This is a genomic window from Actinomadura gamaensis, assembly GCF_042652125.1.
GTDB lineage: Bacteria > Actinomycetota > Actinomycetes > Streptosporangiales > Streptosporangiaceae > Spirillospora > Spirillospora gamaensis.
On record NZ_JBHSIT010000003.1, the window covers coordinates 583919 to 608466 of the forward strand.

A 24548-nucleotide genomic window follows, 5' to 3' on the forward strand; every position below is an offset into this window, starting at 1 on the left:
AGGGGAGCCCATGGCAGTCGTGTGCGTCGACGCGGGCACCACGATGATCAAGGTGGTCGGCTACGCGGACGGCGGCGCCGAGCGCGCGGTCGTCCGCCGCCCGACCGAGGTGCGGCGGCCCGCGCCCGGCCACGCCGAGCAGGACATGGACGAGGTCTGGCGGGCGGTCGCGAGCGGCCTGCGCGAGGTCCGCGGGCTGCTCGGCGGCGAGCCGGTGTCGTACCTGGCGGTGACCGCGCAGGGCGACGGCTGCTGGCCGGTCGACGCGGCGGGCCGTCCGACCGGGCCGGCGATCCTCTGGAACGACGGGCGCGCCGCCGCGACCGTCGAGCGGTGGGCCGCGGCGGGCGTGCTGGACGCGGCGTTCCGCACGAACGGGTCGCTGTCGTTCGCGGGCGTCCCGACCGCGATCCTCACCTGGCTGCGCGCGCGCGACCCGGACCGGCTCGCCCGCTCGGCGACCGTCCTGACCTGCGGCGGCTGGATCTTCGCGCGGCTGACCGGCGAGATCGGCGTGGACGAGTCGGACGCGTCCGTCCCGTTCATGGACATCGCCGCGCGCGAGTACTCCGACGACCTGCTCCGCCTCTACGACCTGGAGTGGGCGCGCCCCCTGCTGCCGGACGTGCGGTCCGACGACCGGCGCGTCGCGGGCCTGACGGCCGGGGTCGCGGACGAGCTCGGCCTTCCCGCCGGCACGCCGGTCGTCCTCGCGCCGTACGACATCGCCTCGACGGCGTTCGGCGCGGGCGCCACCGAGACCGGCCAGGCGTGCGTCATCCTCGGCACGACCCTGTGCACCGAGACGATCATCGACGCGCCCGTGCTCGACGGCGAGCCGTCCGGGCTGACCGTGGCCCTCGGCCTCGCGGGCGGACGCTACCTGCGGGCGTTCCCGACGCTCGCCGGAGGGCAGGTCGTCGACTGGGCCTGCCGCCTGCTCGGCCTGGACGGCGACCCGGCCGGGCTGGCGGAGCTGGCCGGGCGGGCCGAGGCCGGCGCCGACGGGCTGATCTTCCTGCCGTACCTGTCCCCGGCGGGCGAGCGGGCTCCGTTCCTCGACCCGAAGGCGCGCGGCGCGTTCCACGGGCTGACCGTCGAGCACGAGCGCCCGCACCTGGCGCGGGCCGTCCTCGAAGGGCTGACCCTGGTCGTCCGCGACTGCCTCGCGGCCGCCGGGACGCCGCCCACCGAGCTGCGCGTCAGCGGCGGCGGCTCGGCCAGCCCGGCGTGGCTCCGGCTGATGGCCGACGTCACCGGCGTCCCGGTCGTCCGGACCGCGGACGCCGAGGCCGGAGCGCGCGGCGCGTTCCTGGTCGGCGCGGTCGCCACGGGACGGGCCGCCACGATCGGCGAGGCCGCGCGCGCCCACGTGCGCGCCGGCGATACCCACCTGCCCGATCCCGTCCGCGCGGACCGCTACACGCGGATGTACCAGACCTTTCTCGACGTGCGCGCCGCCGCGTCGGCCACGTGGCCGATCCTGGCGGGAGCACGCGACCGCGAACGAACCGACGGGGGGAACCGGTGACCCGGCCGAGCGCCAGGGACGAAGCGGTGTGGGTCGGCGTCGACCTCGGCACCCAGAGCGTCCGGGCCGTCGCCGTGACGGCCGGCGGGGAGGTGCGCGGCGCGGGCGGCCACCCGCTGACCGGACGCCGCGACGGCCCCCGCCACGAGCAGGACCCCGAGTCCTGGTGGACGGCCGTGGGCGCGGCCTGCCGCCGGGCGCTGCGCGACGTCCCCGCCGGGGCCGTCCAGGCGGTGGCGGTGGACGGCACGTCCGGCACGATCCTGCTGACCGACCGGGCGGGCCGTCCGCTCACGCCCGGCCTGATGTACGACGACACGCGCGCCGCCGGCCAGGTCGGACGCGTCGACCGCGCGGGCGCGCACGTCTGGCGCCGGCTCGGCTACCGGCGCATGCAGCCCGCGTGGGCGCTGCCCCGGCTGCTCTGGCTGCTGGAACACCGGCGCGATCTGTTCGGCGGTCCCGGGCAGGACGGCGGCGGGGTCCGGCTGGCGCACCAGACCGACTTCGTCAACGCGCGACTCACCGGCGGGCCGGTCGCCACCGACCTCAGCAGCGCGCTGAAGACCGGCGCCGACCTGGTCGCCGAGGACTGGCCGCACGACGTTCTCGGCGAACTCGGCGTGCCCGCGGGGCTGCTCCCGCCCTTGGAACGTTCCGGCACGCCGCTGGGCGTGGTCGCGCCGTCCGCCGCCGAGTTCACCGGCCTGCCCGCGGGCATCCCGGTCATCGCCGGATGCACCGACGGCTGCGCCGCCCAGCTCGGCACCGGCCGCCTCTCGGCCGGCTCCTGGAACTCGGTGCTGGGAACCACGCTCGTCCTCAAGGGCGTCACCGACGACCTCGTCCAGGACCCGCACGGCGTCGTCTACTCGCACCGCGCCCCCGACGGGCGGTGGCTGCCCGGCGGCGCGTCCAGCACCGGCGCGGGCATCATCACCCGCGACTTCCCGGGCCGCGACCTGGCCGCGCTCGACCGCGCCGCCGGCGCGTACGAGCCCTCGGACGCGGTGACCTATCCGCTGGCAGCGGCGGGGGAGCGGTTCCCCTTCGTGGCCCCCGAGGCGCGCGGCTTCGTCCTCGGCGAGCCCCGCGACGAGGCGGACCGGTTCGCCTCGATCCTCCAGGGCGTCGGATACGTCGAACGGTTGTGCTTCGACTACCTCGCCATGCTCGGCGCGCCCGTGGACGGTGACCTCACCCTCACCGGCGGGGCGACGCGCAGCGCCTACTGGGTCCAGCTCCGCGCGGACGTCCTCGGCCGTCCGGTGACGCTCCCCGGGCACGCCGAACCGGCCCTCGGCGCGGCCGTCCTCGCGGCGTCCGCCGGGGAGGCGCTGCCCGAGGTCGCCGCCGCGATGGTCTCCGTCCGCGCGACCGTGGACCCCCGCCCCGCCCACCACACCCGGTTCGCCGGCGGCTACCTCCGCCTGGTCGGCGAGCTGGAACGGCGCGGCTGGCTGCCCCGGCCGGTCGCCGAGCACGCACGGGAAAGGACGTCCGCATGACCCGCCTGGTCCTGGTCCGCCACGGCGAGACCGAATGGCACGCCGAGAACCGGTACGCCGGGGTCTCCGACGTGGCGCTGACCCCGCGCGGGCTGGAACAGGCCGGCCTGCTGGCCGGATGGGCCCAGCGGGCGGGACTGTCCGGGCTCTGGTCGTCCGACCTCACCCGCGCCCGGCTCACCGCGTCCTTCAGCGCCGAGGCCACCGGCCTGCCGCTGCGGATCGACCCGCGCCTGCGCGAGCTGGACTTCGGCCGCGCCGAGGGCCTCACCCGCGCCGAGATGCGCGAGCGCTTCCCCGACGCGCTCCAGGCCTTCCACGACGACCCGGTCAGCGGCCACCTGCCCGGCGGCGAGGACCCGCACGCCGCCGCCGAGCGCTTCAGCTCCTGCCTGGACGAGATCGTCGCGCGGCACCCCGACGGCCGCGTCATGGTCGTCGCGCACACCACGGCGATCCGCCTCGTCCTCTGCCACTACCTGTCGCTGCCGCTGAGCGAGTACCGGCGCGTGTTCCCGTCCGTGCGGAACTGCGCGCTCACCGAACTGCGCCTGGCGGACGGCCACGCCGCCCTGCTGGAGTTCAACACGCCCCTGCGCGGAGCCCTCGGAGTGCCCGGCAACGGCCGGCGTTCCGAGCCGACCACCACCGCCCACTGACAGCAGCCCCCCGCTGATCCCTCGCACCTCATCCCGGGAGTACCGCCATGTCCGTCCGCGTGCTCGCCGCAGGCGACCACTTCGTCCTCAACCGGCTGCTCGTCGAGGCCGTCCGCGCCGAGACCTCCGCCGACCTGGAGTTCACCGAGCTGACCCTGCCCTGGCCGGTCGAGCCGTTCGGACGGGTCGCCGAGGTGGACGAGGCGTCCGGCACCGAGGACGAGCTGATCGAGGCGCTGCGCGGCGCCGAGGTCTGCGTGACGCAGATGGCGCCGCTCACCCGGCGCGTCCTGGAGGCGTGCCCGGACCTGGCGTTCTTCGGCGTCAGCCGGGGCGGGCCGGTCAACGCGAACCTGGAGGCGGCGACCGAGCACGGCGTCGCGGTGGCCTTCGCGCCCGGCCGGAACGCCGCCGCGACCGCCGAGCACACCCTCGGCATGATCATGGCGGCCGTCCGGCGGATCCCGCAGACCCACGCGGACCTGCACGCGGGCCTGTGGCGCGGCGACTACTACCGGTACGAGGCCGTCGGCCCGGAGATCGAGGGCAGCACGGTCGGCCTGGTCGGCTACGGCGCGGTCGGCAGCCGCGTCGCGCGCATGCTGCACGCCCTGGGCGCGCGCGTCCTCGTCCACGACCCGTACGCGACCGACCTCGGCGGCGTCGCCGAGCCGGTCCCGCTGGACGAGCTGCTCGCCCGGGCGCAGATCCTCTCCCTGCACGCCCGCGTCACGCCGGAGACCACCGGCATGATCGGCGCCGCCGAGCTGGCCGCCCTGCCGGAGGGCGCGGTCGTCGTCAACTGCGCGCGCGGCGCCCTGCTCGACTACGACGCCCTCTGCGACGCCCTGGACAAGGGGCACCTCTACGCGGCGGCCTGCGACGTCTTCCCCGAGGAGCCCGTCCCGGCCGGATCGAGGCTGCTGACCACGCCCAACCTCACGCTCACCCCGCACCTGGCGGGCGCGAGCAAGCAGACGGCGAGGAACGCCGCCCGCATCCTCGCCGGGGACGTCGCCCGCCACCTGCGGGGCGAACCCCTGCTCCACTGCGCCAACCCCGAGGTCCTCGGCCGCTGACGCGGCGAGGCCGGCGAGGCGGCGCAGCGGACGCAGCGGACAGCCGGCGCAGCGGACGCAGGGACCGGTCAGGAGCCCGCCGGGGCCTCGGCGGAGGTGCCCAGGCCGTCCGCGCCGACGCGCACGGCCGACTCGTCCAGCGCGGCCTCGGCGACCGGCTGGACGGCGCCGTCCAGGTCGAGCACCGGGGACGCCTCCTTGTACCAGGACTCGATCACCGCGTTGCCCCAGAAGTCGCGGCGGCGGTCGTCGCGCACGTTCCACCGGAACGTCTCGTGGTCGGGATCGCCGGTGTAGTAGTCGGAGGTGTAGAGCTCCACGCGGTGCCCGTCCGGGTCGCGCAGGTAGACGTAGAAGGCGTTGGACACGCCGTGCCGGCCGGGGCCGCGCTCGATGTGGTGCTCCTTGCCGAGCGAGCCGAACACGTCGGCCGTCCTCAGCACCTGGTGCGACTCGTGCGTGGCCATCCCGACGTGGTGCAGGCGCGGCCCCGCGCCGCCGGTGAACGCGACGTCGTGGACGGTCTGCTTGCGGTACATCCACGCCGCGTACAGCTCGTGGCCGTCGCCCTCGATGGTCTCCGAGCAGCCGAAGCCGAGCGAGCGGTAGTGGTCGTAGGCGGCGGAAATGTCCGGGGTGCAGATGTTGAAGTGGTCCAGGCGCGCGATGTGCGCGCCCCGGTGCAGGTCGTAGCGCTGGATGAGCCGCTCCCCACGCGCTATCTCGTGGAAGAACTCGACCGGGAAGCCGAGCGGGTCGAGCACGCGCACGGCGTCGCCGACGCCGTGCGCGCCCGCGCCCGCCGGGACGCGCCGCACCGGCCGGCCGAGCGCGCGGAAGAACGCCTCCGCCCGGTCCACGTCGGCGGCGGTGCGGACGCGGTAGGCGAGGTGGTCGAGCGCGGCGACCGGTCCCTCGCGCAGCACGAGCGAATGGTGGGTCAGCTCGTCGGTGCCGCGCAGGTAGAGGGTGCGGTCGCCGGCGTGCTGGACGTGCAGCCCGAGCATGTCCACCCAGAACCAGCGGGCGGCCGCGAGGTCGGTGACGGCGAGCTGGGCGTAGGCGGAACGGACGACGTCGGGGGGCGGTACGGTCACGGGGTCCTGCCTTCTTCGCTGTCCGCGCCGAAGCGCGGGGTGCGCACCTCGCCGAGCATGAGGTGCACGATCTTGGTCTCGGAGAAGAAGTCGATGCTGTGCGCGCCGCCCTCGCGGCCGAGGCCGGAGTCCTTCACCCCGCCGAACGGGGTGCGCAGGTCGCGGACGTTGTGCGAGTTCACCCAGACCATGCCGGACTCGACCGCGTGCGCCATCCGGTGCGCGCGGCGCAGGTCGCCCGTCCACACGTAGGCGGCCAGGCCGTAGCGGGTGGCGTTGGCGAGCTCGACCGCCTCCGCCTCGTCGTCGAACGGCGCGATCGCCACCACCGGGCCGAAGATCTCCTCCTGGAAGATCCGGGCGTCGCGGGGGACGTCGGCGAACACCGTGGGCCGCAGGTAGTTGCCCTCGGGCAGGCCGGCCGGGCGGTCGCCGCCCGCGACGAGCCGGGCCTCCTCGCGTCCGGCCTCGACGTACGCGAGGACGCGGGCGTGGTGCTCGGGGTGGACGAGCGCGCCGACCTCGGTGGCCGGGTCGCCCGGCGCGCCGACCCGCACCCGCTCGGCCCGCTCGGCGACGCGCGCGACGAACTCCTCGTAGACCGGCCGCTCCACGAGGATCCGGGAGCCCGCCGTGCAGCGCTCGCCGTTCAGGGAGAACACGCCGAACACGGCCGAGTCGAGCGCGGCGGACAGGTCCGCGTCGGCGAAGACGATCACCGGGGACTTGCCGCCCAGCTCCATCGACAGCGCCTTCAGCCCGTCGGCCGCGCAGCGCATGATGTGGCGGCCGGTGTCGGTGGAGCCGGTGAACGACAGCAGCGGGACGTCCGGGTGGTCGACCAGGGCCTGCCCGGCGACCTCGCCCGCGCCGTGCACGATGTTGACGACCCCGGCGGGCAGCCCCGCCTCGGTCAGGATCTCGGGCCACAGGCCCGCCGACAGCGGGGTCCATTCGGCGGGCTTCAGCACCACCGTGCAGCCCGCCGCGAGCGCCGGGGCGAGCTTCCAGCTCTCCAGCATGAACGGAGTGTTCCACGGGGTGATCAGCCCGGCCACCCCCGCGGGCGTCCGCACCACGTAGTTGAGCTGCTGCGATCCGACCCGGTAGGCCTCCTCGCCGAGCGCGACGATCACGTCGGCGAAGTAGCGGAAGTTCTCGGCGGCGCGGCGCGCCTGCCCGCGCGCCTGGGTGATCGGCAGGCCCGAGTCGAACGACTCGAACTCGGCCAGCCGGTCCTCCCGGGCCTCGACCGCCTCGGCGATGCGGACGAGCAGGCTCGCCCGCTCGCGGGTGCCGAGCGCCGCCCAGGCCGGGAAGGCGGCGCGGGCCGCGGCGACGGCGCGGTCCACGTCGGCGGGGCCGCCCGCGGCGGCGGTGGCGTAGCGGGTGTTGGTGACGGGGTCGGCGACGTCGAACTCCGCGCCGTCGGCGCTGCACGCGGGCGCTCCGGCGATCCAGTGCCGGATGCGGTCCGGCAGGCCGTCCGGACGGCGCGCACCCGGCCGTCGGGGCTGCGAGAGGGACTGGGGCTGGGGCAGGGGGAGGGGCATCGTGCTCTCTTCCGGTCGGTTGCGGGGGGCGCGGGCTGGGATCCCGCGCCGGGCTCGGCGGGCCGTCAGAGCCCGCCGGTGAGGTCGCCGCCCTCGTCGAGCAGCGCGCGGACGCGCACCAGGGCCTCGTCGGACGGTTCGGTGAGCGGCGGCCGGACGAACCCCGACGGGATGCGTCCCCGCTCTCGCAGCACCCACTTGGCGGGCGCCGGGTTCGTCTCCACGAACAGCAGGTCGACGAGGGGGTGGAGGCGGAAGTGCAGGTCGCGGGCGGCGTCGTGGTCACCGGCCGTCCACAGCTCGTACATGCGGGCGACGGCGGCCGGGGCGAGGTTCGCCACGGCGCTGACGAACCCCGCGCCGCCGAGCGCGAGCAGCGGCAGGCAGAGCAGCTCGATGCCCGACCAGACCAGCAGCTCCGGGCCGCAGGCGTGCAGGACGCGGGAGAAGTGCTCGAAGTCCCGCGTGGTCTCCTTGATCCCGACGATGTTGGCGAAGTCGCCGAACAGCCGCCGGACGGTCTCGGGCGCGATGTCCACGGCGGTGCGGGACGGCACGTTGTAGATGACGATCGGCAGGTCGGGGAACTCGCGGGCGATCTCGGCGTACCAGCGGTACAGCGCCTCCTGCGTGGGCCGCGCGTAGTACGGCGTGATGACGAGGGCGGCGTCCGCGCCGAGGTCGCGGGCGGCGGAGGTGAGCTCCATGGTCTCCTCCAGGCGGGCCGCGCCCGTGCCGGGAAGGAACGGGACGCGGTCGGCGATCTCCCCGGCGGCGGTGCGCATGGCCGCGATCCGCTCGGCGGCGGTCTGCGCGCTCGGCTCGCCGGTCGAGCCGCCGAGGGAGACGCCGTGCGAGCCCGAGTCGAGCTGCCAGCGGACCAGCCCGCGCAGCGCGGCGTGGTCGAGCTCGCCTTCGGCGGTGAACGGGGTGACGACCGGCGCGATGGACCCGCGGATCGCCGACGGGTCGGTGCGGAACTTCATGGATGCTCCTCGAAGTCAGGGGAGAGGACGCGGCGCGTCGGCGCTGGTCGCGCCGTCAGGTCTGGCGGATGGCGTCGGCGCTGGTCGCGGCGCCAGGTTTGGCGGGTGGCGTCAGCGCTGGTCGCGGCGCCAGGTCTGGCGGGTGGCGTCAGCGCTGGTCGCGGCGCCAGGTCTCGTAGGCGGCCCGCCAGCGCGGGCCGAGCGGGTACAGGCCGTCGATCGGCTCCCCGGCGGCGACGCGCTCGGCGATGAACCGCTCCTGCGCCTCCTGCTCGACGGCGTCCGCGGCGAGGCCGTCCGCCAGCTCGGGAGGCAGGACGACCACGCCGTCGGCGTCGCCGACCAGCACGTCCCCCGGCTGGACGAGCGCGCCGCCGCAGCCGACCGGAAGGCCGGTGTCCCACGGCACGTGGCGGCGCCCGAGGACGGCGGGATGCGCGCCCGCGTGGAACACCGGCAGGCCGAGCCCGGCGACGGCGGCGCTGTCGCGCAGGCCGCCGTCGGTGACGATCCCAGCCGCGCCGAGGTGCCGGGCGCGCAGCGCGAGGATGTCGCCGATGGTCCCGGCGGAGGCGTCCCGGCGGGCGTCCATGACGAGGACCTGGCCGGGCCGCAGCTCCTCCACCGCGCGCTTCTGCGCGTTCATGCCGCCGCCGTACCGCTCGAACAGGTCCTCGCGCAGCGGCAGGTAGCGCAGGGTGTGCGCGATGCCGACGAGCTTGACCTGCGCGCCGCCCGCCGTGCCGCCCGCCGTGCCGCCCGCCGTGCCGCCCGCCGTGCCGCCCGGGGTGCCGCCCGGGGTGCAGCCCGCCGGGTGGACGCCGTCGATCGTCATGTGCTGGAGCCCGCGCTTGCGCAGGAGCGAGCTGAGGGTGGCGGTCGAGACGTCCCGCAGCGCCTTGAGCGTCTCGGGGGCGAGGACGGGCGGCGCGACGTAGGCCGGGCCCCACGCGTCCGCGCGGTCGGCCTCGGTCACCTCCGGCATCGCGCCCCAGCCGGCGAGCGGTTCGGGGTCCTCGACGACGGGGCTGGTCAGCCGTCCTGTGGACCGTTCCCCGCAGGACACCTCGACCTCGACGGTGTCGCCGGGGGCGACCACGGACGCGCCCGCCGGGGTGCCGGTGAGGATGACGTCGCCGGGCTCCAGGGTGACCGTCCGGGACAGGTCCGCGATCAGGTCGGCGAAGGGGAACAGCAGGGTGTCGCTGGTGTCGTCCTGGACCAGCTCGCCGTTCACCCAGGTGCGCAGCCGCAGCCCGGCCGGGTCCACCTCGCGGGCGGGGAGCAGGCGCGGGCCGATCGGGGTGAAGCCGTCCGAGCCCTTGGAGCGCAGGTTGGAGCCGCGGTCGGCGTGGCGGAGGTCGTGCAGGGCCGCGTCGTTGGCGGCGGTCACCCAGCCCACGCGGTCCCACGCGTCCGCGGGCGCGACCCGGCGCGCGGTCCGCCCGACGACCAGCGCGATCTCGCCCTCGAAGGCGAGCAGCTCGCAGCCCGCCGGACGGCGCAGCGGATCGCCGGTCCCGGCCAGCGAGGACGGCGGCTTGAGGAAGTAGGACGGCCGGGCGGGCACGCGCCCGCGCTCCCGCGCCCGGGACGGGAAGTTCAGATGGACGGCGATGATCTTCGACGGCCGGTCGCCCAGGGGATGCGGCACGGGGCTCTCCTGTGGGGGTACGGGAGCGGGGCCGGACGGGCCCCGGCCCACTGATCACTGAAATCGTATATGAAGTCATGCACGATTACGAGGGCCGGGAGCGAGGAGCCGGGCGGGGAGGGGCCGCCGGGAGGCGGTCCGGGGTGAGGTACGATCGCAAATCGTATGCGAAATCCTCTAGGAGGTGCTGTCTGATGTCGGACGCCACCGGGCCGGCCGTGCGCGCGCTGCCCCCCGAGCCCCCCGCCGGCGCAGCCGCCGACGCACCCGTCGACGCCCCGCCCGTGCTGCTCGTGCACGGGTTCGGCTCCGACGGGGCCGCCGACTGGATCGTTCCCGGCACCGCCGGCGCGATCGCGGCCACGGGCCGTGCCGTCGTCGTCCCCGATCTGGCCGGGCACGGCGCCGCGCCCGCGCCCGCGAGCGCCGCCGAGGCCACCGCCCCCGCGCTCGCCCGCGACCTCCTCGCGGTCATGGACGGGGCGGGCGCGGACCGCTTCGACATCGTCGGCTACTCCCTCGGCGCGCGGCTGGCCTGGGAGGTCGTCGCCCGGGCCCCGGAGCGCGTCGAGCGCGCCGTGCTCGGCGGCCTCAGCCCGGCCGAGCCGTTCACCGCCGTGGACGTCGCCGCGCTGCACCGGGCCGTGACCGGCGGGGACGTCCCGGACGACCCGTTCACGGCCGCCATCGCGGGCATGCTCCGGCAGCACGGCGACCGTGCCCGCGGCCTCGCCCTCTGCGTCGAGGGACTGCGCTCGACGCCCTTCACGGGCGGCCGGTGGCCGGGCCGGGTGCCACCGGTGCTCGTCGTGGGAGAAAATGACGACCTGGCAAAGGGCATCGACGGTCTCGTGGAGCACCTCGGCGAGGCCCGGCTGGTCACCGTCCCCGGCGGGCATCTGGAGGCGCTGGGCGGGACCGCGTTCCGCGGCGCCGTCCTGGACGCGCTGGCGCGGTGACCGGTGCGAGGACGCGTCACGGGGGCGGACCGAGGGTGAGGAGAACCGGGTGAGTCCCGTCGGCAAGCAGGTCCAGCGCGGGAAGTCGGCGCGCGCGCGGTCACCGCGCGAGGAGCCGCCGCGCAAGGAGTCCAAGGCCGAGTACTGCTACGAGCTGCTGCGCTCGCGCATCCTGGACGGCACCTACGTGCCGGGGTACCGGCTGGTCATCAACCAGCTCGCGCAGGAGACCGGGGTCAGCACGATCCCGCTGCGGGAGGCGCTGCGCAGGCTCCAGTCCGACGGGCTGGTGGAGGTCGTGCGCAACGTCGGCGCGCGGGTGGCGGTGTTCGACGCCGAGCAGGTCGAGCACACCCTCCAGGTGCTGGCGCGCCTGGAGGGCTACGCCACGGCGATCTCCGCGCCGCACATGGGCGCGGCCGAGCTCGACCGGGCCCGCGCGGTCAACGACCGGATGGTGGAGGCGCTGGAGGAGTTCGACCCGGCCGCCTTCACCGCCCTCAACCGAGAGTTCCACTTCTCGATCTACGAGCACTGCCCGGACGCGCACCTGCGGGCCCTGCTGGAGGCCGAGTGGGCCCGGCTGGACCACATGCGCCGGTCCACCTTCACCTACGTCCCGGGCCGCGCCCGGCGCTCGGTGGAGGAGCACGCGCGGATCCTCGACCTGATCTCGGCGGGCGGGGACGCCGCCGAGATCGAGCGGGTCGCGTGCGCGCACAAGAACGCGACCGCCGAGGCCCTGCACAGCGCCGCCCGCCCCGGCTCGCGCTGAAACGCGGCCCGCGTCGGGAAAGGAACGTGCCGGGAAGGAACGTGCCGGAAAGGGGACGTGCCGGGAAAAGGGAACGTGCCGTCCCCCTCCGGCGCGAGGGAGACGGCACGTTCGCTTTCGAACGCCCGCCGCCGGGGATGAGGCGGCGGGCGCTCAGGTCAGGAGCTGCCCGCCGTCCACCTGGACGACCGCGCCGGTGATGTGCGCGGCCTGGTCGGACGCCAGGAACAGCACCAGCGGCACGATGTCGCCGGTGACGGCGACCCGGCCCAGCGGGATCCGGCTCTCCCAGGCCGCGCGGGCGGCCGGGTCGTCCATCAGCCCGGCGGTCATCGGGGTGCGCACCGGTCCGGGCGCGACGCCGTTGACGCGGATGCCGTGCCCGGCCAGTTCGAGCGCGGCCGTGCGGGTCAGCGCGTCCACCGCCGCCTTGGTCGCCTCGTAGTGGCCGAGCCCGGCGGTCGGCTGGCGCGCGCCGATCGAGCTGATGTTGACGATCCGCCCGCCGCGCCCGTGCTCGGCCATCCGCGCGGCGACCGCCTGCGTGACGGTGAAGGTGCCGCGCAGGTTCACCGCGACGACGGCGTCCAGCACGTCCAGCGGCAGCGTCAGCAGCGGGCCGCCGCCCGCCACGATCCCGGCGTTGTTGACCAGCACCTCGACCGGGCCGGCCAGCTCGGCGGCGCGGGCCGTCCCGGCGGCGACGGCGGCGGCGTCGGTGACGTCCATAGTGACGGCGTGGGTGACGGCGTGGGCGACGGCGTGGCCGCCGAGCTCCTTGGCGGCGCGCTCGGCGGCCACGCCGTCCCGGTCGGCCAGCACCACGCGGTCGCCCGCCGCGGCGAACGCCGCCGCGACCGCGCGGCCGATGCCGCTCGCCGCGCCGGTGACCAGGACGCTGCGCCCGGCGCTCACCGGGCCTCCGCGATGATGATCCGCGGGCTGCCGGGCAGCGCGCGGGTCTCGACGGGCGTCCAGCCGGCGTCCGCCAGCCAGCCGCGCACCTCGGCCTCGGGGTGGACGACCGTCCCGTCGATGACGAGGTACTCCCCGGCGTGGACGGCGTCCAGCAGGCGCTGTTCGGGGTCGTCGTCGAGGAAGAAGTCCAGCAGCACCAGCGTGCCGCCGTCGGCGGCGGCCTCGCGCGCCCGCCGGATGATCGCCCTGTTCTGCTCCGCGTCGTACCGGTGCACGACGTGCTCCAGCAGGACGAGATCGAAGCCGCCGGGCAGCTCGCCGTCCACCGGGTCGGTCTGGAGCACCTCGACGCGGTCGCCGACGCCCGCGTCCACCATCACCTTGCGGGCGAACTCGACCAGCTCGCCGCCCGACGCGAACACGCCCCGCGCCTTCTCCGCCGCGCGCAGCGCCTCGGCCAGGAACGAGCCGGACAGCCCGCCGAGGTCGAGGACGCGCGCGAACGGCGTGAAGTCGAAGCAGCGCGCGAGCATCCGCGCGTGCAGGGCGTTGTAGGTCATGACGCCGCCGAGGAAGGCGTCCATGCGGGCCCCGGCCAGGTCGAGCGGGCGCGGTTCGGCGGTGCGGACGGTCTCGGCGAACCCGAGCCAGTGCCCGTAGCTGATCGAGTCGAGGAAGGCCAGGAACGGACGCAGGTCCAGGTCGCCGCCGCCCGCGAGGTGGGCCGCGGCGGCGGGGGAGTTGGCGTACCGGCCGTCCGCGCGGACGAGCAGCCCGCACGCCGCCATCGCGTCGCCGAGGATGCGCGCGGCGCGCTCGGGGATTCCCGCGCGCTCGGCGATCCCGGCGGCGTCGGCCGGGCCGTCCGCGAGCGCGGCGAAAAGGCCCGCCTCGCTGGCGGCGAAGAGCTGCTTGGCGGCCATGTAGCCGGTGGCGACGCCGACGATGGCGGACGGGTCGGCGCCGGACGGGTCGGCATCGGCGGAGGGCGGCGTCGGGGCGCGGAGCGGCATGGGGATTCCCTTCTGCAAAGAATATGCCAGATGCTATACGATCTGTGGCGCGACGGCCAGGGACCGCGGCCCGGTCCCGCGACCGGTCCGCACCCCTCACGAAACGGCGGAGGTCAGCGATGCGGAAGACGGAACGCGTGCCGAGGCGGCGGCTCGGCGCGGACGGACCGGAGGTGCCGGTCCTCGCGCTCGGCTCCTGGAACACCTGGGACCGCATGGACCGGGACGACGCGGCGGCGCTCCTCCGCCGCGCGGTGGACCGGGGCGTGAACCTGTTCGACGTCGCCCACTACAACTTCGGCCCGCACGCCGAGAACGCGGTGACCGACGTGCTCTTCGGGCAGGCCGTCCGGGACGCCGGGCTCGCCCGCGAGGACTACCTGCTGTGCGGCAAGCTCTGGCTCTGGGAGTACCCGGCGTCGTCCTTCGCCGAGCAGATGGAGACAGCGCTCGGCCGCGTCGGGACCGACCGCGCCGACCTCGTCGTCGTGGGCGACTTCGTGGAACGGCCCGACCTGCGCGCCGTCGTGACCGACGTGGCCGAGCAGGTGCGCGCGGGACGCTTCGCCGCGTGGGGCGTCAACAACTGGTCGGCGGCCGACCTGCGTTTCGCGCGCGACTTCGCCCGCGCCGAAGGCCTGGTCCCGCCGGTCTTCGCCCAGCTCAAGTACAGCCTGGCCCGCCGATCGGTGCCCGAGGGCGCGCCCTACGGCGAGCTGTTCGCAGGCGGCCTCGGCCTCCAGGCGTCGGACGTCCTGGAGGGCGGCATCCTCGCCGGACGGCTGCGTCCCGCGCGCAGGATCGGCGCGGATCCGGGCGGCATCCGGGAGGTGATCCGCGCGGCGCTCCCCGAGGTCCGGCGGGTCGCCGAGCGGTTCGAGGCGAGCCCGGCCCAGCTCGCGATCGCCTACTGCCTGACCCATCCGGCCGCCGCGAACGTCCTGGTCGGAGTGAGCCGGATGGGCCAGCTGGACGACAACCTCGCGGCCCTCGACCTGCTCGCCCGACACGGCGACGCGCTGCCCGAGGCCGTCGCCGGGCTGTGGCTGGACCGGGGCGTCGTGGACCCGGCCGCGTCCTGGGGCACCGACGCGCCGTCCGCCGCGACCTGAGCGCGGCGGACGGTCAGCTCTCGTAGACCACCCGGCCGTCCAGCACGGTCATCTCCACCGGGACGGACGGCAGCGCGGCGGGCTCGACGCCGAGCGGATCGTCGGCCAGGACGCACAGGTCGGCGGCCTTGCCCGGCTCGACCGAGCCCTTCCACCGCTCGGCGCCGTCCTGCCAGGCGGGCGTGACCGTGTAGGCGCGCAGGGCGTCGGCCACCGCGATCCGCTGCTCGGGGCCGCGCACCGTGCCGTCCAGCCCGGCGCGGGTCACCGCCGCGGCGACGCCGGCGCGCCAGTCCGGGGTGAGCACCGGCGCGTCGGAGCTCAGGGACAGGCGCACCCCGGCGTCCAGGGCCGAACGGACGGGCCAGGCGTCGCGCAGCGCGTCCGCGCCGAGCGCGTCGGCGAGCAAGGGCGCGGTCGCGACCGGGATCCCCGCCTGCGTGTTCAGCCCGATTCCTGCGCGGGCCAGCACCTCCAGCGTCGCGGGCGAGAGCAGGTCGCCGTGGATGAGGTAGTGCCGCGCGTCCCGGCCGTCGCGCGCCTGCGCGGTGGCGAGCGCGTCCGCGACCACCCGGGTGGCCCGGTCCCCGGTCGCGTGCACGCCGATCTGGTGCCCGGCCGCGTGCGCCGCGTCGATCATCGCGCGCAGCGCCGCCTCCCGGTCGGCGTCGTCGCGGCCGTCCACCAGGAGCGCGCCGGTCGAGCCGTCGGCGTACGGACGCTCGGTCCAGGCCGTCCGCATCGGCGGGATGCCGTCGGCGAAGATCTTCACGCCCGCGACCCGGAACCGGCCCGGCACGTCGGGCGGCGGCGCGAACGTGCGCAGGCCCTCGGCCAGCTCGTCGGCGGAGCTGCGGCCGTCCAGCTCGCCGAACAGCATCAGCGCGGTCACCCGCGCGGTCAGCTCGCCGCGTTCGGCGAGGTCGGCGTACGCGCGCAGGGCGGACGTCCCGAAACAGCCGGTGGCGCCGCCGTCCTCGCCCGGACCGAGGCCCGGCTCGGTGTAGCCGGTGATCCCGAGCGGCGCCAGCAGCCCGGCGGTGCGCAGGATCGCCTTGGCCACCCGCTCCTCGCCGGCGAGCCGGACCGGCGCGGTGTGCTCGTGCCCGCCCGTCCCGGCGTGCCCGCCCGTCCCGGCGTGCCCGCCCGTCCCGGCGAGCCGGTCCATCAGCAGCGCGGGCCACATCGCGCCGAGCCAGACGCCGTGCAGGTGCGAGTCGTTGATCCCCGGGAGGACGGCGCGTCCGGCGAGCCGCACGACGCGCGTGCCGCGTCCGGCGAGGGGCGCGACGTCCTCGGCGGTGCCCACGGCGGCGATCGTGCCGCCGCGCGTGGCGACCGCCTCGGCGACCGTGCCCGCGGCGTCCATCGTGTGGACCCGTCCGCCGGTGAGGACGAGGTCGGCGTGCTCGTGCATATCGCGCTCCAAGTCTGGACATCGCCGATGCTGGGGCTTTAACGTACACGGAATCACATACGATTTTGGAGTGCCCAGCCCCCGGGCGGGCACGCCGGGCCTTCGGAGGTCGACCCCCATGCCCCTGAATCCCGAGGCGCAGCGCATCATCGACGGCTTCCCCCAGCTGGACCGGATCGAGACCCCGCCGAACGCGGCGGCCATGCGCGAGGAGTTCCACCGGACCTGGCGGATGCCCGCCGACCTGCCGCCCGTCGGCGCGGTCGCGGACACCGCCCTCCCCGGACCCGCCGGGGACGTCCCCGTCCGGGTCTACGTCCCCGAGGGGACCGGGCCGTTCCCGGTCCTCGCCTGGTTCCACGGCGGCGGCTGGACGATCGGCTCCCTGGACGAGAACGAGGTCGCCTGCCGGACGGTGTGCGCGTCCGCGCGCTGCCTCGTCGTCTCGGTGGACTACCGGCTCGCCCCCGAGCACCCCTACCCGGCGGCGGCCGACGACGCCTACGCCGTCACCGCCTGGATCGCCGAGCACGCCGCCGAGCTCCCCGGCGGCGGCGACCCGTCCCGGATCGCGGTCGGCGGCGAGAGCGCGGGCGGCAACCTGGCGGCGGTCGTCGCGCTGCGCGCCCGCGACCAGGGCGGCCCGCGCGCCGCGCTCCAGGTGCTCGTCTCGCCCGTCGTCGGGCACTGGGCGGACGGCCGCGCCTCCTACGACGAGTTCGCCGAGGGCTACTTCCTCTCCAAGGCGAGCATGGAGTGGTTCTTCACCCAGTACCCGCGCGACGCGGACGACCTGAACGACCCCTACCTGCTGCCACTGCGCGCCGGTGATCTCTCGAACCTCCCGCCGGCGCTCGTCCTCGGGGCGGAGTGCGACGTGCTGCGCGACGAGGGCGAGGAGTACGCGCGCAGGTTGCAGGCGGCGGGCACCCCCACCGAGCTGGTCCGTTACGACGGGGTCATCCACGGCTTCTTCGGGCTGCTGGCGACCGAGCTCAGCGTGGCTCGGGAGGCGCACGCCCGCGTCGCCGACGCCCTCACCAAGGCGTTCGCCTCGGCTCCCGGTACCGGCGCCGGGTCCGCTCCGGCCCCGGCGGCGGGCGCGGACGGCGGCGCGTGATGACGGCGTCGGCGGCCGGAGCCGCCCTGGCCCTGGAGGACGTCGGCGTGGACCGGGCCGAGGTGCCCGTCGTCCACGGCGTCACGCTGGAGGCCGCGCCCGGCGCGGTCACCGTCATCCTCGGCGCGAACGGCGCGGGCAAGACCACGCTGATGGACGGCGTCGCCGGGCTCGCGCCGCTGCGGACCGGCCGCGTCCGGCTCGGCGGGGCGGCGGTCGAGAAGCTGCCGCCCTACCGCCGGGCCCGCGCGGGCCTCGGCTACGTCGAGCAGGCCCGCACCACGTTCCGGACCCTCACCGTCGAGCAGAACCTGCTGGTCGCCGAGGCGGACGGCGGCGACCTCGGCACCGTCTACCGGCTGTTCCCCGAGCTGGACCGGCGGCGCGGCGTCCAGGCCGGGCACCTGTCGGGCGGCGAGCAGCAGATGGTCGTGCTCGGCCGCGCGCTGGTCGGCGCGCCCTCGGTGATCATGATCGACGAGATGTCGCTCGGCCTCGCCCCGCTGGTCGTGCGCCGGCTCATGACCACGGTCGGCGAGCTGGCCTCGATGGGCATCGCGGTCGTGCTCATCGAGCAGTTCGCGAACCTCGCGCTGGACGTCGGCGACCGCGCCTACGTCCTGCGCAAGGGCCGCGTCGTGTTCGGCGGCCCCTGCGCCGACCTGCGCGGCGACGAAGCCCGCCTGCACCGCCTCTACTTCGGCGCCCCGCCCGGCCAGGACGCCGAGCCGGACCCCGCCACAGCGCACAACGCCCCCGGCAACGCCCCTGGCAACGCCCCCGGCAGCGCGCGCGGCAACGCACGCGGTGTCGCACCTGGCGGCGCGCCCGGCGGTGCGCCCGGCGGCGCGCGCGGTGGTGCGGGGGACGGGATGGAGCGGGCGGCGGGGGAAGGCGGTCCGCGATGACCCGTCCGGCGATGATCCGGCCGCCCGTGGCGGTCCGGCCCCGGAACCTCTCGCCCACCGTGCGCGGAACGGCCGGAGGGATCGCGCTCGCGGCGCTCGCCTGCGCGGTGCTCCCGGCCGTCCTGCCGCCTTACTGGACCTACCTGGCGATCGGCGCGGCGGTGAGCGCCGTCGTCATGCTGAGCTACGGCGTCATCGTCGGCCGCGCGGGCGTGATGGCCCTGTGCCAGATGTCGTTCGCCGCGATCGGCGCGTGGGTCGTGCTGCGGCTCAACGTCGCGGGCGCGCCCGGCGGGTTCCTGGTGTGGCTGCTGCTCGGCGGACTCGCCGCGGTGCCCGTCGGGGTGGCGATCGGCCTGCCCGCGCTGCGCATCCGCGGCGTGAACCTCGCGGTGGTGACGTTCGGGTTCGCCGTGTCCGCCGACATCGTGTGGAACGGCAACCCGTTCCCCGGCGCGGAGGAGCTGACGATGGTCGAGCGGCCCGCGCCGTTCGACACCGACGGCGGCTACCTCGTGCTCTGCGTCCTGGTGTTCACGGTGCTCGCCGTGGCGCTCGCCGCGATCGGCCGCAGCCGCCTCGGGCTGTCCTGGTACGAGCTGCGGCACTCGGAGCGGTCGGCCGCCGCGCACGGCGTCTCGGTCGCGCGGAGCAAGCTCGCCGCGTTCGCGATCAGCGCCTTCGTCGCCGGGATCGGCGGCGGGCTGCTCGCCGGCCAGCTCGGCATGGTCGTGCCGGGCAACTTCGCCATGGGCCAGTCGCTCGCGCTGTTCGCCATCGCGATCATGATCGGCCCGCACCATCCCGAGGGCGCGGTGCTGGGCGGGATCTTCGGGTCGGTGATGGCGACCGTCATGGAGAAGCTGTCGCTGCCGCAGGACCTCGGCGGCGTCCTGTTCGGCGCGGGCGCGCTCCTCGCGCTGCGCAGCGGCCTCAGCCAGACCGACCTCACGCGGCTCCGCAAGCGCGAGCGCGCCGCGCGCAAGCTGCTGCGAGACGCCGAAGAGCATCCCCGCGCCGCCGACGAGGCCGGCACGGGCACGCCCGTCCCGGCGGACGACCATCCCCCTGCCACCGTCCCCGCGCCGCGGTCGTCCGGCCCGGCTCTGGTGGTGAAGGGGCTGACCGTCCGGTTCGGGGAGGTCGTCGCGCTGGACGGGGTGGACCTGACCGTCCCCGAGCGGTCGGTCGTCGGGCTCATCGGCCCGAACGGCGCGGGCAAGTCCACCTTCATCGCCGCCGCGACCGGCTTCGTCGGCGGCTACGAGGGATCGGTGGAACTGCGCGGCCGGTCCCTGGACCGCCTCGGCCCGAGCGCCCGCGCCGCCCGCGGCCTGCGCCGCACCTTCCAGACCACGGCCATCGCGCCCGAACTGTCCCTGCACGAGTACCTGCGGATCGGGGCGGGCCGCCGCCTGCCCCGCGCGGAGGCCGAGGAGCTGCTGGCGTTCTTCGGCTGCCCGCCCGGCGACGTGCCGGTGTCGATCGTGGACGCCGGGACCCGCAAGCTGCTGGACGTCGCGGCGGCGATCGCGGCCCGGCCCGCCGTCGCGCTGCTGGACGAGCCCGCCGCCGGCCAGTCCGCCGCCGAGTCGCTGCGGCTCGGCCGGACGCTGGCCCGCGTCCCGGAGCGGTTCGGCGTGTCGATCCTGCTGGTCGAGCACGACATGGAGCTCGTCCAGGCGACCTGCGGGCAGGTCACCGTGCTCGACTTCGGGCACGTCATCGCGTCCGGGCCGACGGCCGAGGTCCTCGCCGCGCCCGCCGTCCGGGCCGCCTACCTCGGCACGGCGGACGTCCCCGCGAGCTGACCGGCCCGCCCTCCCGCGCCCCTCCGACCCCGCGCCCCTCCGACCACACCCCCCGCGAACCCAACCGAGGGTCCCCATGAAACGCACCCTGCTCACCGCGACCGCGGTCGCCTCCGCGCTGTCCCTGGCCGCCGCCGGCTGCCAGTCGGGCGGCGGGTCCTCCACCAAGGGGCCGATCAAGGTCGGCTCCGTCAACGGCGTCACCGGGCTGTTCCAGACCCCCGAGGTGCCCAAGGCCGTCCGGGCCGTGTTCGACGAGGTCAACGCGTCCGGCGGCATCGGCGGCCGCAAGCTGCGCCTGGTCAGCGAGGACGACGCGATGGACCCGCAGCGGTCCAGCCAGGCCGCCCGCGAGCTGATCACGTCCCAGGGCGTGGTCGCGCTGGTCGGCTCGTCCAGCGCCGTGGACTGCGGGCTGAACCGGGCCACCTACAGCCGCGAGAAGATCGTGTCGATCCCGGCCGTCGGCGTCGACCCGACCTGCTTCACCAGCCCGAACATCGCCCCGGTCAACCCCGGCCCCTACGCGCTGACGACCGCGATGCTGTACTACGCGTCCGAGAAGCTGAAGCGCGCCAAGGTCTGCGTCGACTACACGGTGCTGCCCGGCAGCGGCGGCGGCATCGAGGACGCCATCAGGAAGTGGACGGCGCTGACCGGCAAGACCCTCGCGCACAAGAACCTCGCCGTCGGCACCGGCGACCCGACCCGCTACCTCGTCGCCGACAAGGCCGCCGGATGCCAGGCCGTCCTGTACAACGCGACGGTCGCGCCCTGGTTCGCGCAGGCGCGCACGCAGGGCATGCAGAAGGTGGACTTCCTGCTCGCCGCCAACAGCTACACCGATGTGAACGCGAAGGCGATCCCGCCCGACATGAGCGCCTATGTCGGCACCGAGTGGCAGCCGTACACCGCGCCGGACCTGCCCGGCAACGAGCGCTGGGCGAAGCTCGTGGACGCCAACGGCATCCAGAAGACCGCCTTCAGCCAGGGCGCGGTGATGGCCGCCGACGTGTTCGTCGCCGTGCTGCGCACGATCAAGGGCCCGATCACCCGCGCGTCGGTGACCAAGGCGTTCAAGACCATGCGGCCGATCGACTACCCGATGGCCGCCAACCCCTGGGTGTTCGGCCCCGGATCCCAGCACAACCCCATCCAGGGCACCCGGTTCGTCAAGGCCGAGGACCACGGCTGGAAGGTGCTGCCCGAGGGGTTCACCGTCCCCGGCAAGAACTAGCCCCGCCGCCGGGGACGCGCCGACCGGCGGCGCGTCCCCGGCCCCACCCGGAGGTGTCCGATGGTGAACTCTGTGATCGCCGGGCTGACCAGCGGCGGCGGGTACGCCCTGCTCGGCCTGTGCGTGGTGCTGACCTACCGGCTGGTCGCCGTGGTCAACTTCGCGATGACGGCGGTCGGCGCGGTCGGCGCGTTCGTCCTGGTGTCGCTGACCGACGCCGGGGTGAACGTGCTGCTCGCCCTGGTCGCGGGCGTCCTCGCGGGCGCGCTGCTGTCAGGCCTGCTCGGCGCGGCGCTGGTGCGCTGGTTCGCGGGACACCGCGAGCGCACCAAGGCGGCCGTGACGGTCGCCCTCTACGTCGCGCTGACCGCGGTCGGCGTGCGGCTGTTCGGCGGCAACACCACCGGCGCGCACCGCTTCCCCGACCCGTTCGGCGAACCCCTGTGCACCGTCGGCGGGGTCGTGGTCCCGGCGTCGGTGCCGGTGTCGCTCGGCTTCGCCGTGCTGATCACCGTCGCGGTCGGGCTGCTGCTGACCCGGACGCGGCTCGGCCTGAAACTCCAGGCGCTGTCGGAGCGTCCCGGCACCGCCGAGGTCGTCGGCATCGCCGCGCCCCGCCTCGCGGTCGGCGTCTGGGCGGGCGTCGGCGCGGTCACCACGCTGGTGATCGTGCTGGTCGCGCCCCGGCTCGGCGGGGACTTCGCCTCCCTGGCCGGGCTCATCGGCACGGCGCTGGCGGTGGCGATGGTCGGCGCGTTCCGCAGCCTGCCGCTGACGCTGGCGGGCGGCCTCGTGCTGGGCTGCCTGGAAGGGCTGTCCTCCTCGCTCGACGCCGTCCAGAAGTACCAGGGCGTGGTGCCCTTCCTGGTGATGCTCGCGCTGCTGTGGTGGCGCAGCCGCCGGGAGGTCTGGGACACCGCCCACAGCCGCTGACCCCGCCCGAGGAGACGATCCATGTCCCAGCCGAGGAGGCGACCCATGGCCCAGCCGCTCATGACCCAGCCGCCCACCGCCACGCCCACCGCCACGCCCACCGCCACGCCCACCGCCACGCGCGCCGCCGTCCTGCGCGAGCACGGCGCCGGCCTCTCCCTTGAAGAACTGCCCCTGCCCGCCGAGTGCGAGCCGGGCGCGGCGCTCGTCCGGGTGGACTGCGCCACCCTCTGCGCCACCGACGTCCACCTGTGGAACGGCGCGATGGCCTTCCCCGGGATGCTGCCGATCGTCCTCGGCCACGAGATGATGGGCACGGTCATCGCCGCAGGTCCCGGCACCCGCGACGCGCTCGGGCGGGACGTCAAGCCCGGCGACCGCATCGGCTGGTCGGAGTCGGTGTGCGGGCACTGCCACGGCTGCACCGTCCTGCGCAACCCGGTGGCCTGCGCCGAACGCGGCTACGGCTTCCTGCTGCGCGCCGACCGCTGGCCGTACGCCACCGGCGGGCTCTGCGAGCACGTGTACGTCACGCCCGGCGCGCACAAGGTCGTCCTGCCCGACGACGTGCCCGACACCTGGGCCGCCGCGGCGGGGTGCGCGGTCAAGACCGTCCTGCACGCCTTCGACCGGGCCGGGGGAGTGCGCCCCGGCTCGTCGGTGGTGGTGCAGGGCGCGGGCGCGCTCGGCCTCGTCGCGACCGCGGTCGCCGCCGCCTCCGGCGCCCGCCGCGTCATCACGGTCGGCGCTCCGGACGCCCGGCTGGAGCTGGCCCGCCGGTTCGGCGCGGACACCCTGATCGGCCTGGACGGCGACCCCGCCGACCGGGCGGCCCGGGTGCGGGACGCCACCGGAGGACGCGGCGCCGACCTCGTCCTCGACCTCGCGGGCGCGCCGGGCGTCGGCGCCGAGGCGGTCGACATGGCGGCCTTCGGCGGCCGGTTCGTCGTGGTCGGCAGCACCGGCCCGCGCCCGGAACCGCTCCCGCTCGGCACGATCATGGGCAAGGAGCTGACCGTGCTCGGCTCGCTCAACGGCGACGTCGGCGACTACCACCGCGCCGTGGAGTTCCTGCGCGCCTTCCGCGACCGCTTCCCCTGGGACGACCTGTTCAGCGCCCCCGTCGGCCTCGCCGGCGCGACGGACGCGCTCGCGGCGATGTCCCGGCTGGAGCAGGTCAAGGCCGTCGTCCGCCCCCAGATGTAGCCCTCCCGTCCCTCTGCGAGCACGTTCCGTCCGTCCCTCTGCGAGAACGCACCGTCCGTCCCTCTGCGAGAAAGCGAACCGCCGTGAGCACACCCGTTCCCCGCCGCAGGCTCGGCACCACCGGGCCGGAGACGTCCGTGCTGTCCCTCGGGTCCTGGCACACCTACGACCGGATGGACTTCGCCGACGCCGTCGCGATGGTCCGGTACGCCGTGGACGCCGGGATCGACCTCTTCGACGTCGCCGTCTACGGGATGCCGGGCCACCCGCCGGTCTTCACCGACGTCCTGTTCTCCGCGATCGTCCGCGCGGCCGGGCTGGCCCGGGACGACTACCTGCTGTCGGCCAAGCTGTGGCTGGAGGGCTATCCCGAGCGCCCGCTGCGCGCCCAGCTCACCCACGCCCTGTTCCGGGCGGGCGTGGACCGCGCGGACGTCGCGGTGCTCGGCGACATCCGCCGCGAGGTGGACCTGCGCCGCCTCGCCGCCGACCTCGCCGAACTGGAACGCGAGGGGCTGGTGGGCTGCTGGGGCGTCAACAACTGGTCCGCCGCGGCCGTCCGGACCATCGGCGAGCACGCCCGCGCCGAAGGATCCCCCGGCCCGCAGGTGGCCCAGCTGAAGTACAGCCCGTGCCGCCGCTCCATCGCGGACGGCGAGCCGTTCGCGGCGCTGTTCGCCGAGGGGCTCTCGCTCCAGGCGTCCGACGTGCTGGAGGGCGGCATCCTGGCGGGCAACACCAGCCCGTCCCGGCAGATCGGCCGCGATCCCGGCAACGTGCGCGGGCGCGTCCACGACGCCGCGAAGGGCATCGCCGAGCTGGCGGGCGACCTCGGCGTCTCCCCGGCCCAGCTGTGCGTCGCGTTCGCGCTGACGCACCCCTCGGTCGCGACCGTCCTGTTCGGCGCGAGCAGCCTTGCGCAGCTTCAGGACAACATCGCCGCGCTCGACCTCCTGGAGCGCGTCGGCCCCGACCGCCTCCGCGCCCTGCTCGCCCCGTTCTGGGTGGACCGGGACGCCGTGGACCCCGAGGGCCCCTAGCCGCCGCGTCGGTGCGGCACCCCTGACGCCCG

21 protein-coding genes are annotated in these 24548 nt (G+C 75.7%); 14 read left to right on the plus strand and 7 right to left on the minus strand.

Translation table 11 applies throughout. The features are described from left to right. Positions 1-10 precede the first annotated feature (10 nt). Genes ACFPCY_RS12950 through ACFPCY_RS12965 form a run of 4 tightly spaced genes read left to right on the plus strand, consistent with a single transcriptional unit; the run spans position 11 to position 4777 of the window. On the plus strand, positions 11-1531 hold the full coding sequence (locus ACFPCY_RS12950) for an FGGY family carbohydrate kinase (protein WP_378254659.1): 1521 nt from the start codon (positions 11-13) through the stop codon (positions 1529-1531). Beyond that, complete coding sequence (locus tag ACFPCY_RS12955; protein ID WP_378254660.1) at positions 1528-3039, plus strand: FGGY-family carbohydrate kinase; 1512 nt, start codon at positions 1528-1530, stop codon at positions 3037-3039. Before ACFPCY_RS12950 ends, ACFPCY_RS12955 begins: the two co-directional genes overlap by 4 nt. After that, positions 3036-3698: a histidine phosphatase family protein gene (locus ACFPCY_RS12960; protein WP_378254662.1), complete on the plus strand. Its 663-nt coding sequence runs from the start codon at positions 3036-3038 to the stop codon at positions 3696-3698. The genes ACFPCY_RS12955 and ACFPCY_RS12960 overlap by 4 nt, the downstream gene beginning before the upstream one ends. Before the next feature lie 47 nt (positions 3699-3745). After that, on the plus strand, positions 3746-4777 hold the full coding sequence (locus tag ACFPCY_RS12965) for a 2-hydroxyacid dehydrogenase (protein ID WP_378254664.1): 1032 nt from the start codon (positions 3746-3748) through the stop codon (positions 4775-4777). A gap of 68 nt (positions 4778-4845) precedes the next feature. Here the strand turns inward: ACFPCY_RS12965 and hpaD are convergent, their stop codons facing one another. From hpaD to ACFPCY_RS12985, 4 genes are all read right to left on the minus strand, one after another. Next, complete coding sequence (gene hpaD / locus ACFPCY_RS12970; protein ID WP_378254666.1) at positions 4846-5874, minus strand: 3,4-dihydroxyphenylacetate 2,3-dioxygenase; 1029 nt, start codon at positions 5872-5874, stop codon at positions 4846-4848. Continuing rightward, positions 5871-7427: a 5-carboxymethyl-2-hydroxymuconate semialdehyde dehydrogenase gene (gene hpaE / locus ACFPCY_RS12975; RefSeq protein WP_378254668.1), complete on the minus strand. Its 1557-nt coding sequence runs from the start codon at positions 7425-7427 to the stop codon at positions 5871-5873. The genes hpaD and hpaE overlap by 4 nt, the downstream gene beginning before the upstream one ends. 65 nt (positions 7428-7492) lie before the next feature. After that, complete coding sequence (gene dapA / locus ACFPCY_RS12980) at positions 7493-8413, minus strand: 4-hydroxy-tetrahydrodipicolinate synthase (RefSeq protein ID WP_378254669.1); 921 nt, start codon at positions 8411-8413, stop codon at positions 7493-7495. Between the two features lie 148 nt (positions 8414-8561). Beyond that, entirely contained in the window at positions 8562-10067 is a 1506-nt protein-coding gene (locus ACFPCY_RS12985) for a fumarylacetoacetate hydrolase family protein (protein WP_378254672.1), read from the minus strand. A 194-nt stretch (positions 10068-10261) separates the two neighbouring features. Here ACFPCY_RS12985 and ACFPCY_RS12990 point away from each other — a divergent pair, with 194 nt between their 5' ends. Continuing rightward, positions 10262-11026 (plus strand): alpha/beta fold hydrolase, encoded by a 765-nt coding sequence (locus tag ACFPCY_RS12990; protein ID WP_378254674.1) that lies wholly within the window; start codon positions 10262-10264, stop codon positions 11024-11026. Positions 11027-11075: 49 nt separating this feature from the next. Further along, a complete protein-coding gene (locus tag ACFPCY_RS12995) occupies positions 11076-11801 on the plus strand; it encodes a GntR family transcriptional regulator (protein ID WP_378254676.1) in 726 nt (241 codons plus the stop codon). Between the two features lie 153 nt (positions 11802-11954). Here ACFPCY_RS12995 and ACFPCY_RS13000 read toward each other — a convergent pair whose 3' ends face one another. Both ACFPCY_RS13000 and ACFPCY_RS13005 read right to left on the minus strand, forming a co-directional pair. Continuing rightward, a complete protein-coding gene (locus tag ACFPCY_RS13000) occupies positions 11955-12716 on the minus strand; it encodes an SDR family NAD(P)-dependent oxidoreductase (RefSeq protein WP_378254678.1) in 762 nt (253 codons plus the stop codon). Then, the gene (locus ACFPCY_RS13005) at positions 12713-13732 is read right to left on the minus strand and encodes a class I SAM-dependent methyltransferase (RefSeq protein WP_378254680.1); all 1020 of its coding nucleotides are present in this window, start codon (positions 13730-13732) and stop codon (positions 12713-12715) included. The genes ACFPCY_RS13000 and ACFPCY_RS13005 overlap by 4 nt, the downstream gene beginning before the upstream one ends. 119 nt (positions 13733-13851) lie before the next feature. On the opposite strand from ACFPCY_RS13005, the gene ACFPCY_RS13010 reads away from it, so the two are divergent. Beyond that, entirely contained in the window at positions 13852-14844 is a 993-nt protein-coding gene (locus ACFPCY_RS13010) for an aldo/keto reductase (RefSeq protein ID WP_378254682.1), read from the plus strand. Between the two features lie 13 nt (positions 14845-14857). On the opposite strand, the gene ACFPCY_RS13015 is transcribed toward ACFPCY_RS13010, so the two are convergent. Further along, positions 14858-16261, minus strand: a complete 1404-nt coding sequence (locus tag ACFPCY_RS13015; RefSeq protein ID WP_378254684.1) for an amidohydrolase — start codon at positions 16259-16261, stop codon at positions 14858-14860. Between the two features lie 118 nt (positions 16262-16379). Between ACFPCY_RS13015 and ACFPCY_RS13020 the strand changes: the two genes are divergently transcribed. The 7 genes from ACFPCY_RS13020 to ACFPCY_RS13050 all read left to right on the plus strand — a co-directional run bounded on the left by ACFPCY_RS13020 (position 16380) and on the right by ACFPCY_RS13050 (position 24516). After that, on the plus strand, positions 16380-17381 hold the full coding sequence (locus ACFPCY_RS13020; protein ID WP_378254686.1) for an alpha/beta hydrolase: 1002 nt from the start codon (positions 16380-16382) through the stop codon (positions 17379-17381). Continuing rightward, positions 17381-18289 (plus strand): ABC transporter ATP-binding protein, encoded by a 909-nt coding sequence (locus ACFPCY_RS13025; protein ID WP_378254689.1) that lies wholly within the window; start codon positions 17381-17383, stop codon positions 18287-18289. Before ACFPCY_RS13020 ends, ACFPCY_RS13025 begins: the two co-directional genes overlap by 1 nt. Next, positions 18286-20100, plus strand: coding sequence for a branched-chain amino acid ABC transporter ATP-binding protein/permease (locus ACFPCY_RS13030; RefSeq protein ID WP_378254691.1), 1815 nt, complete (start codon positions 18286-18288; stop codon positions 20098-20100). Before ACFPCY_RS13025 ends, ACFPCY_RS13030 begins: the two co-directional genes overlap by 4 nt. Before the next feature lie 76 nt (positions 20101-20176). Beyond that, the gene (locus tag ACFPCY_RS13035) at positions 20177-21337 is read left to right on the plus strand and encodes an ABC transporter substrate-binding protein (protein WP_378254694.1); all 1161 of its coding nucleotides are present in this window, start codon (positions 20177-20179) and stop codon (positions 21335-21337) included. 60 nt (positions 21338-21397) lie between these two features. Beyond that, complete coding sequence (locus ACFPCY_RS13040) at positions 21398-22270, plus strand: branched-chain amino acid ABC transporter permease (protein WP_378254695.1); 873 nt, start codon at positions 21398-21400, stop codon at positions 22268-22270. 45 nt (positions 22271-22315) lie between these two features. Continuing rightward, positions 22316-23476 (plus strand): zinc-binding dehydrogenase, encoded by a 1161-nt coding sequence (locus ACFPCY_RS13045; RefSeq protein WP_378254697.1) that lies wholly within the window; start codon positions 22316-22318, stop codon positions 23474-23476. Positions 23477-23559: 83 nt separating this feature from the next. After that, a complete protein-coding gene (locus ACFPCY_RS13050; RefSeq protein WP_378254700.1) occupies positions 23560-24516 on the plus strand; it encodes an aldo/keto reductase in 957 nt (318 codons plus the stop codon). Positions 24517-24548 lie beyond the last annotated feature (32 nt).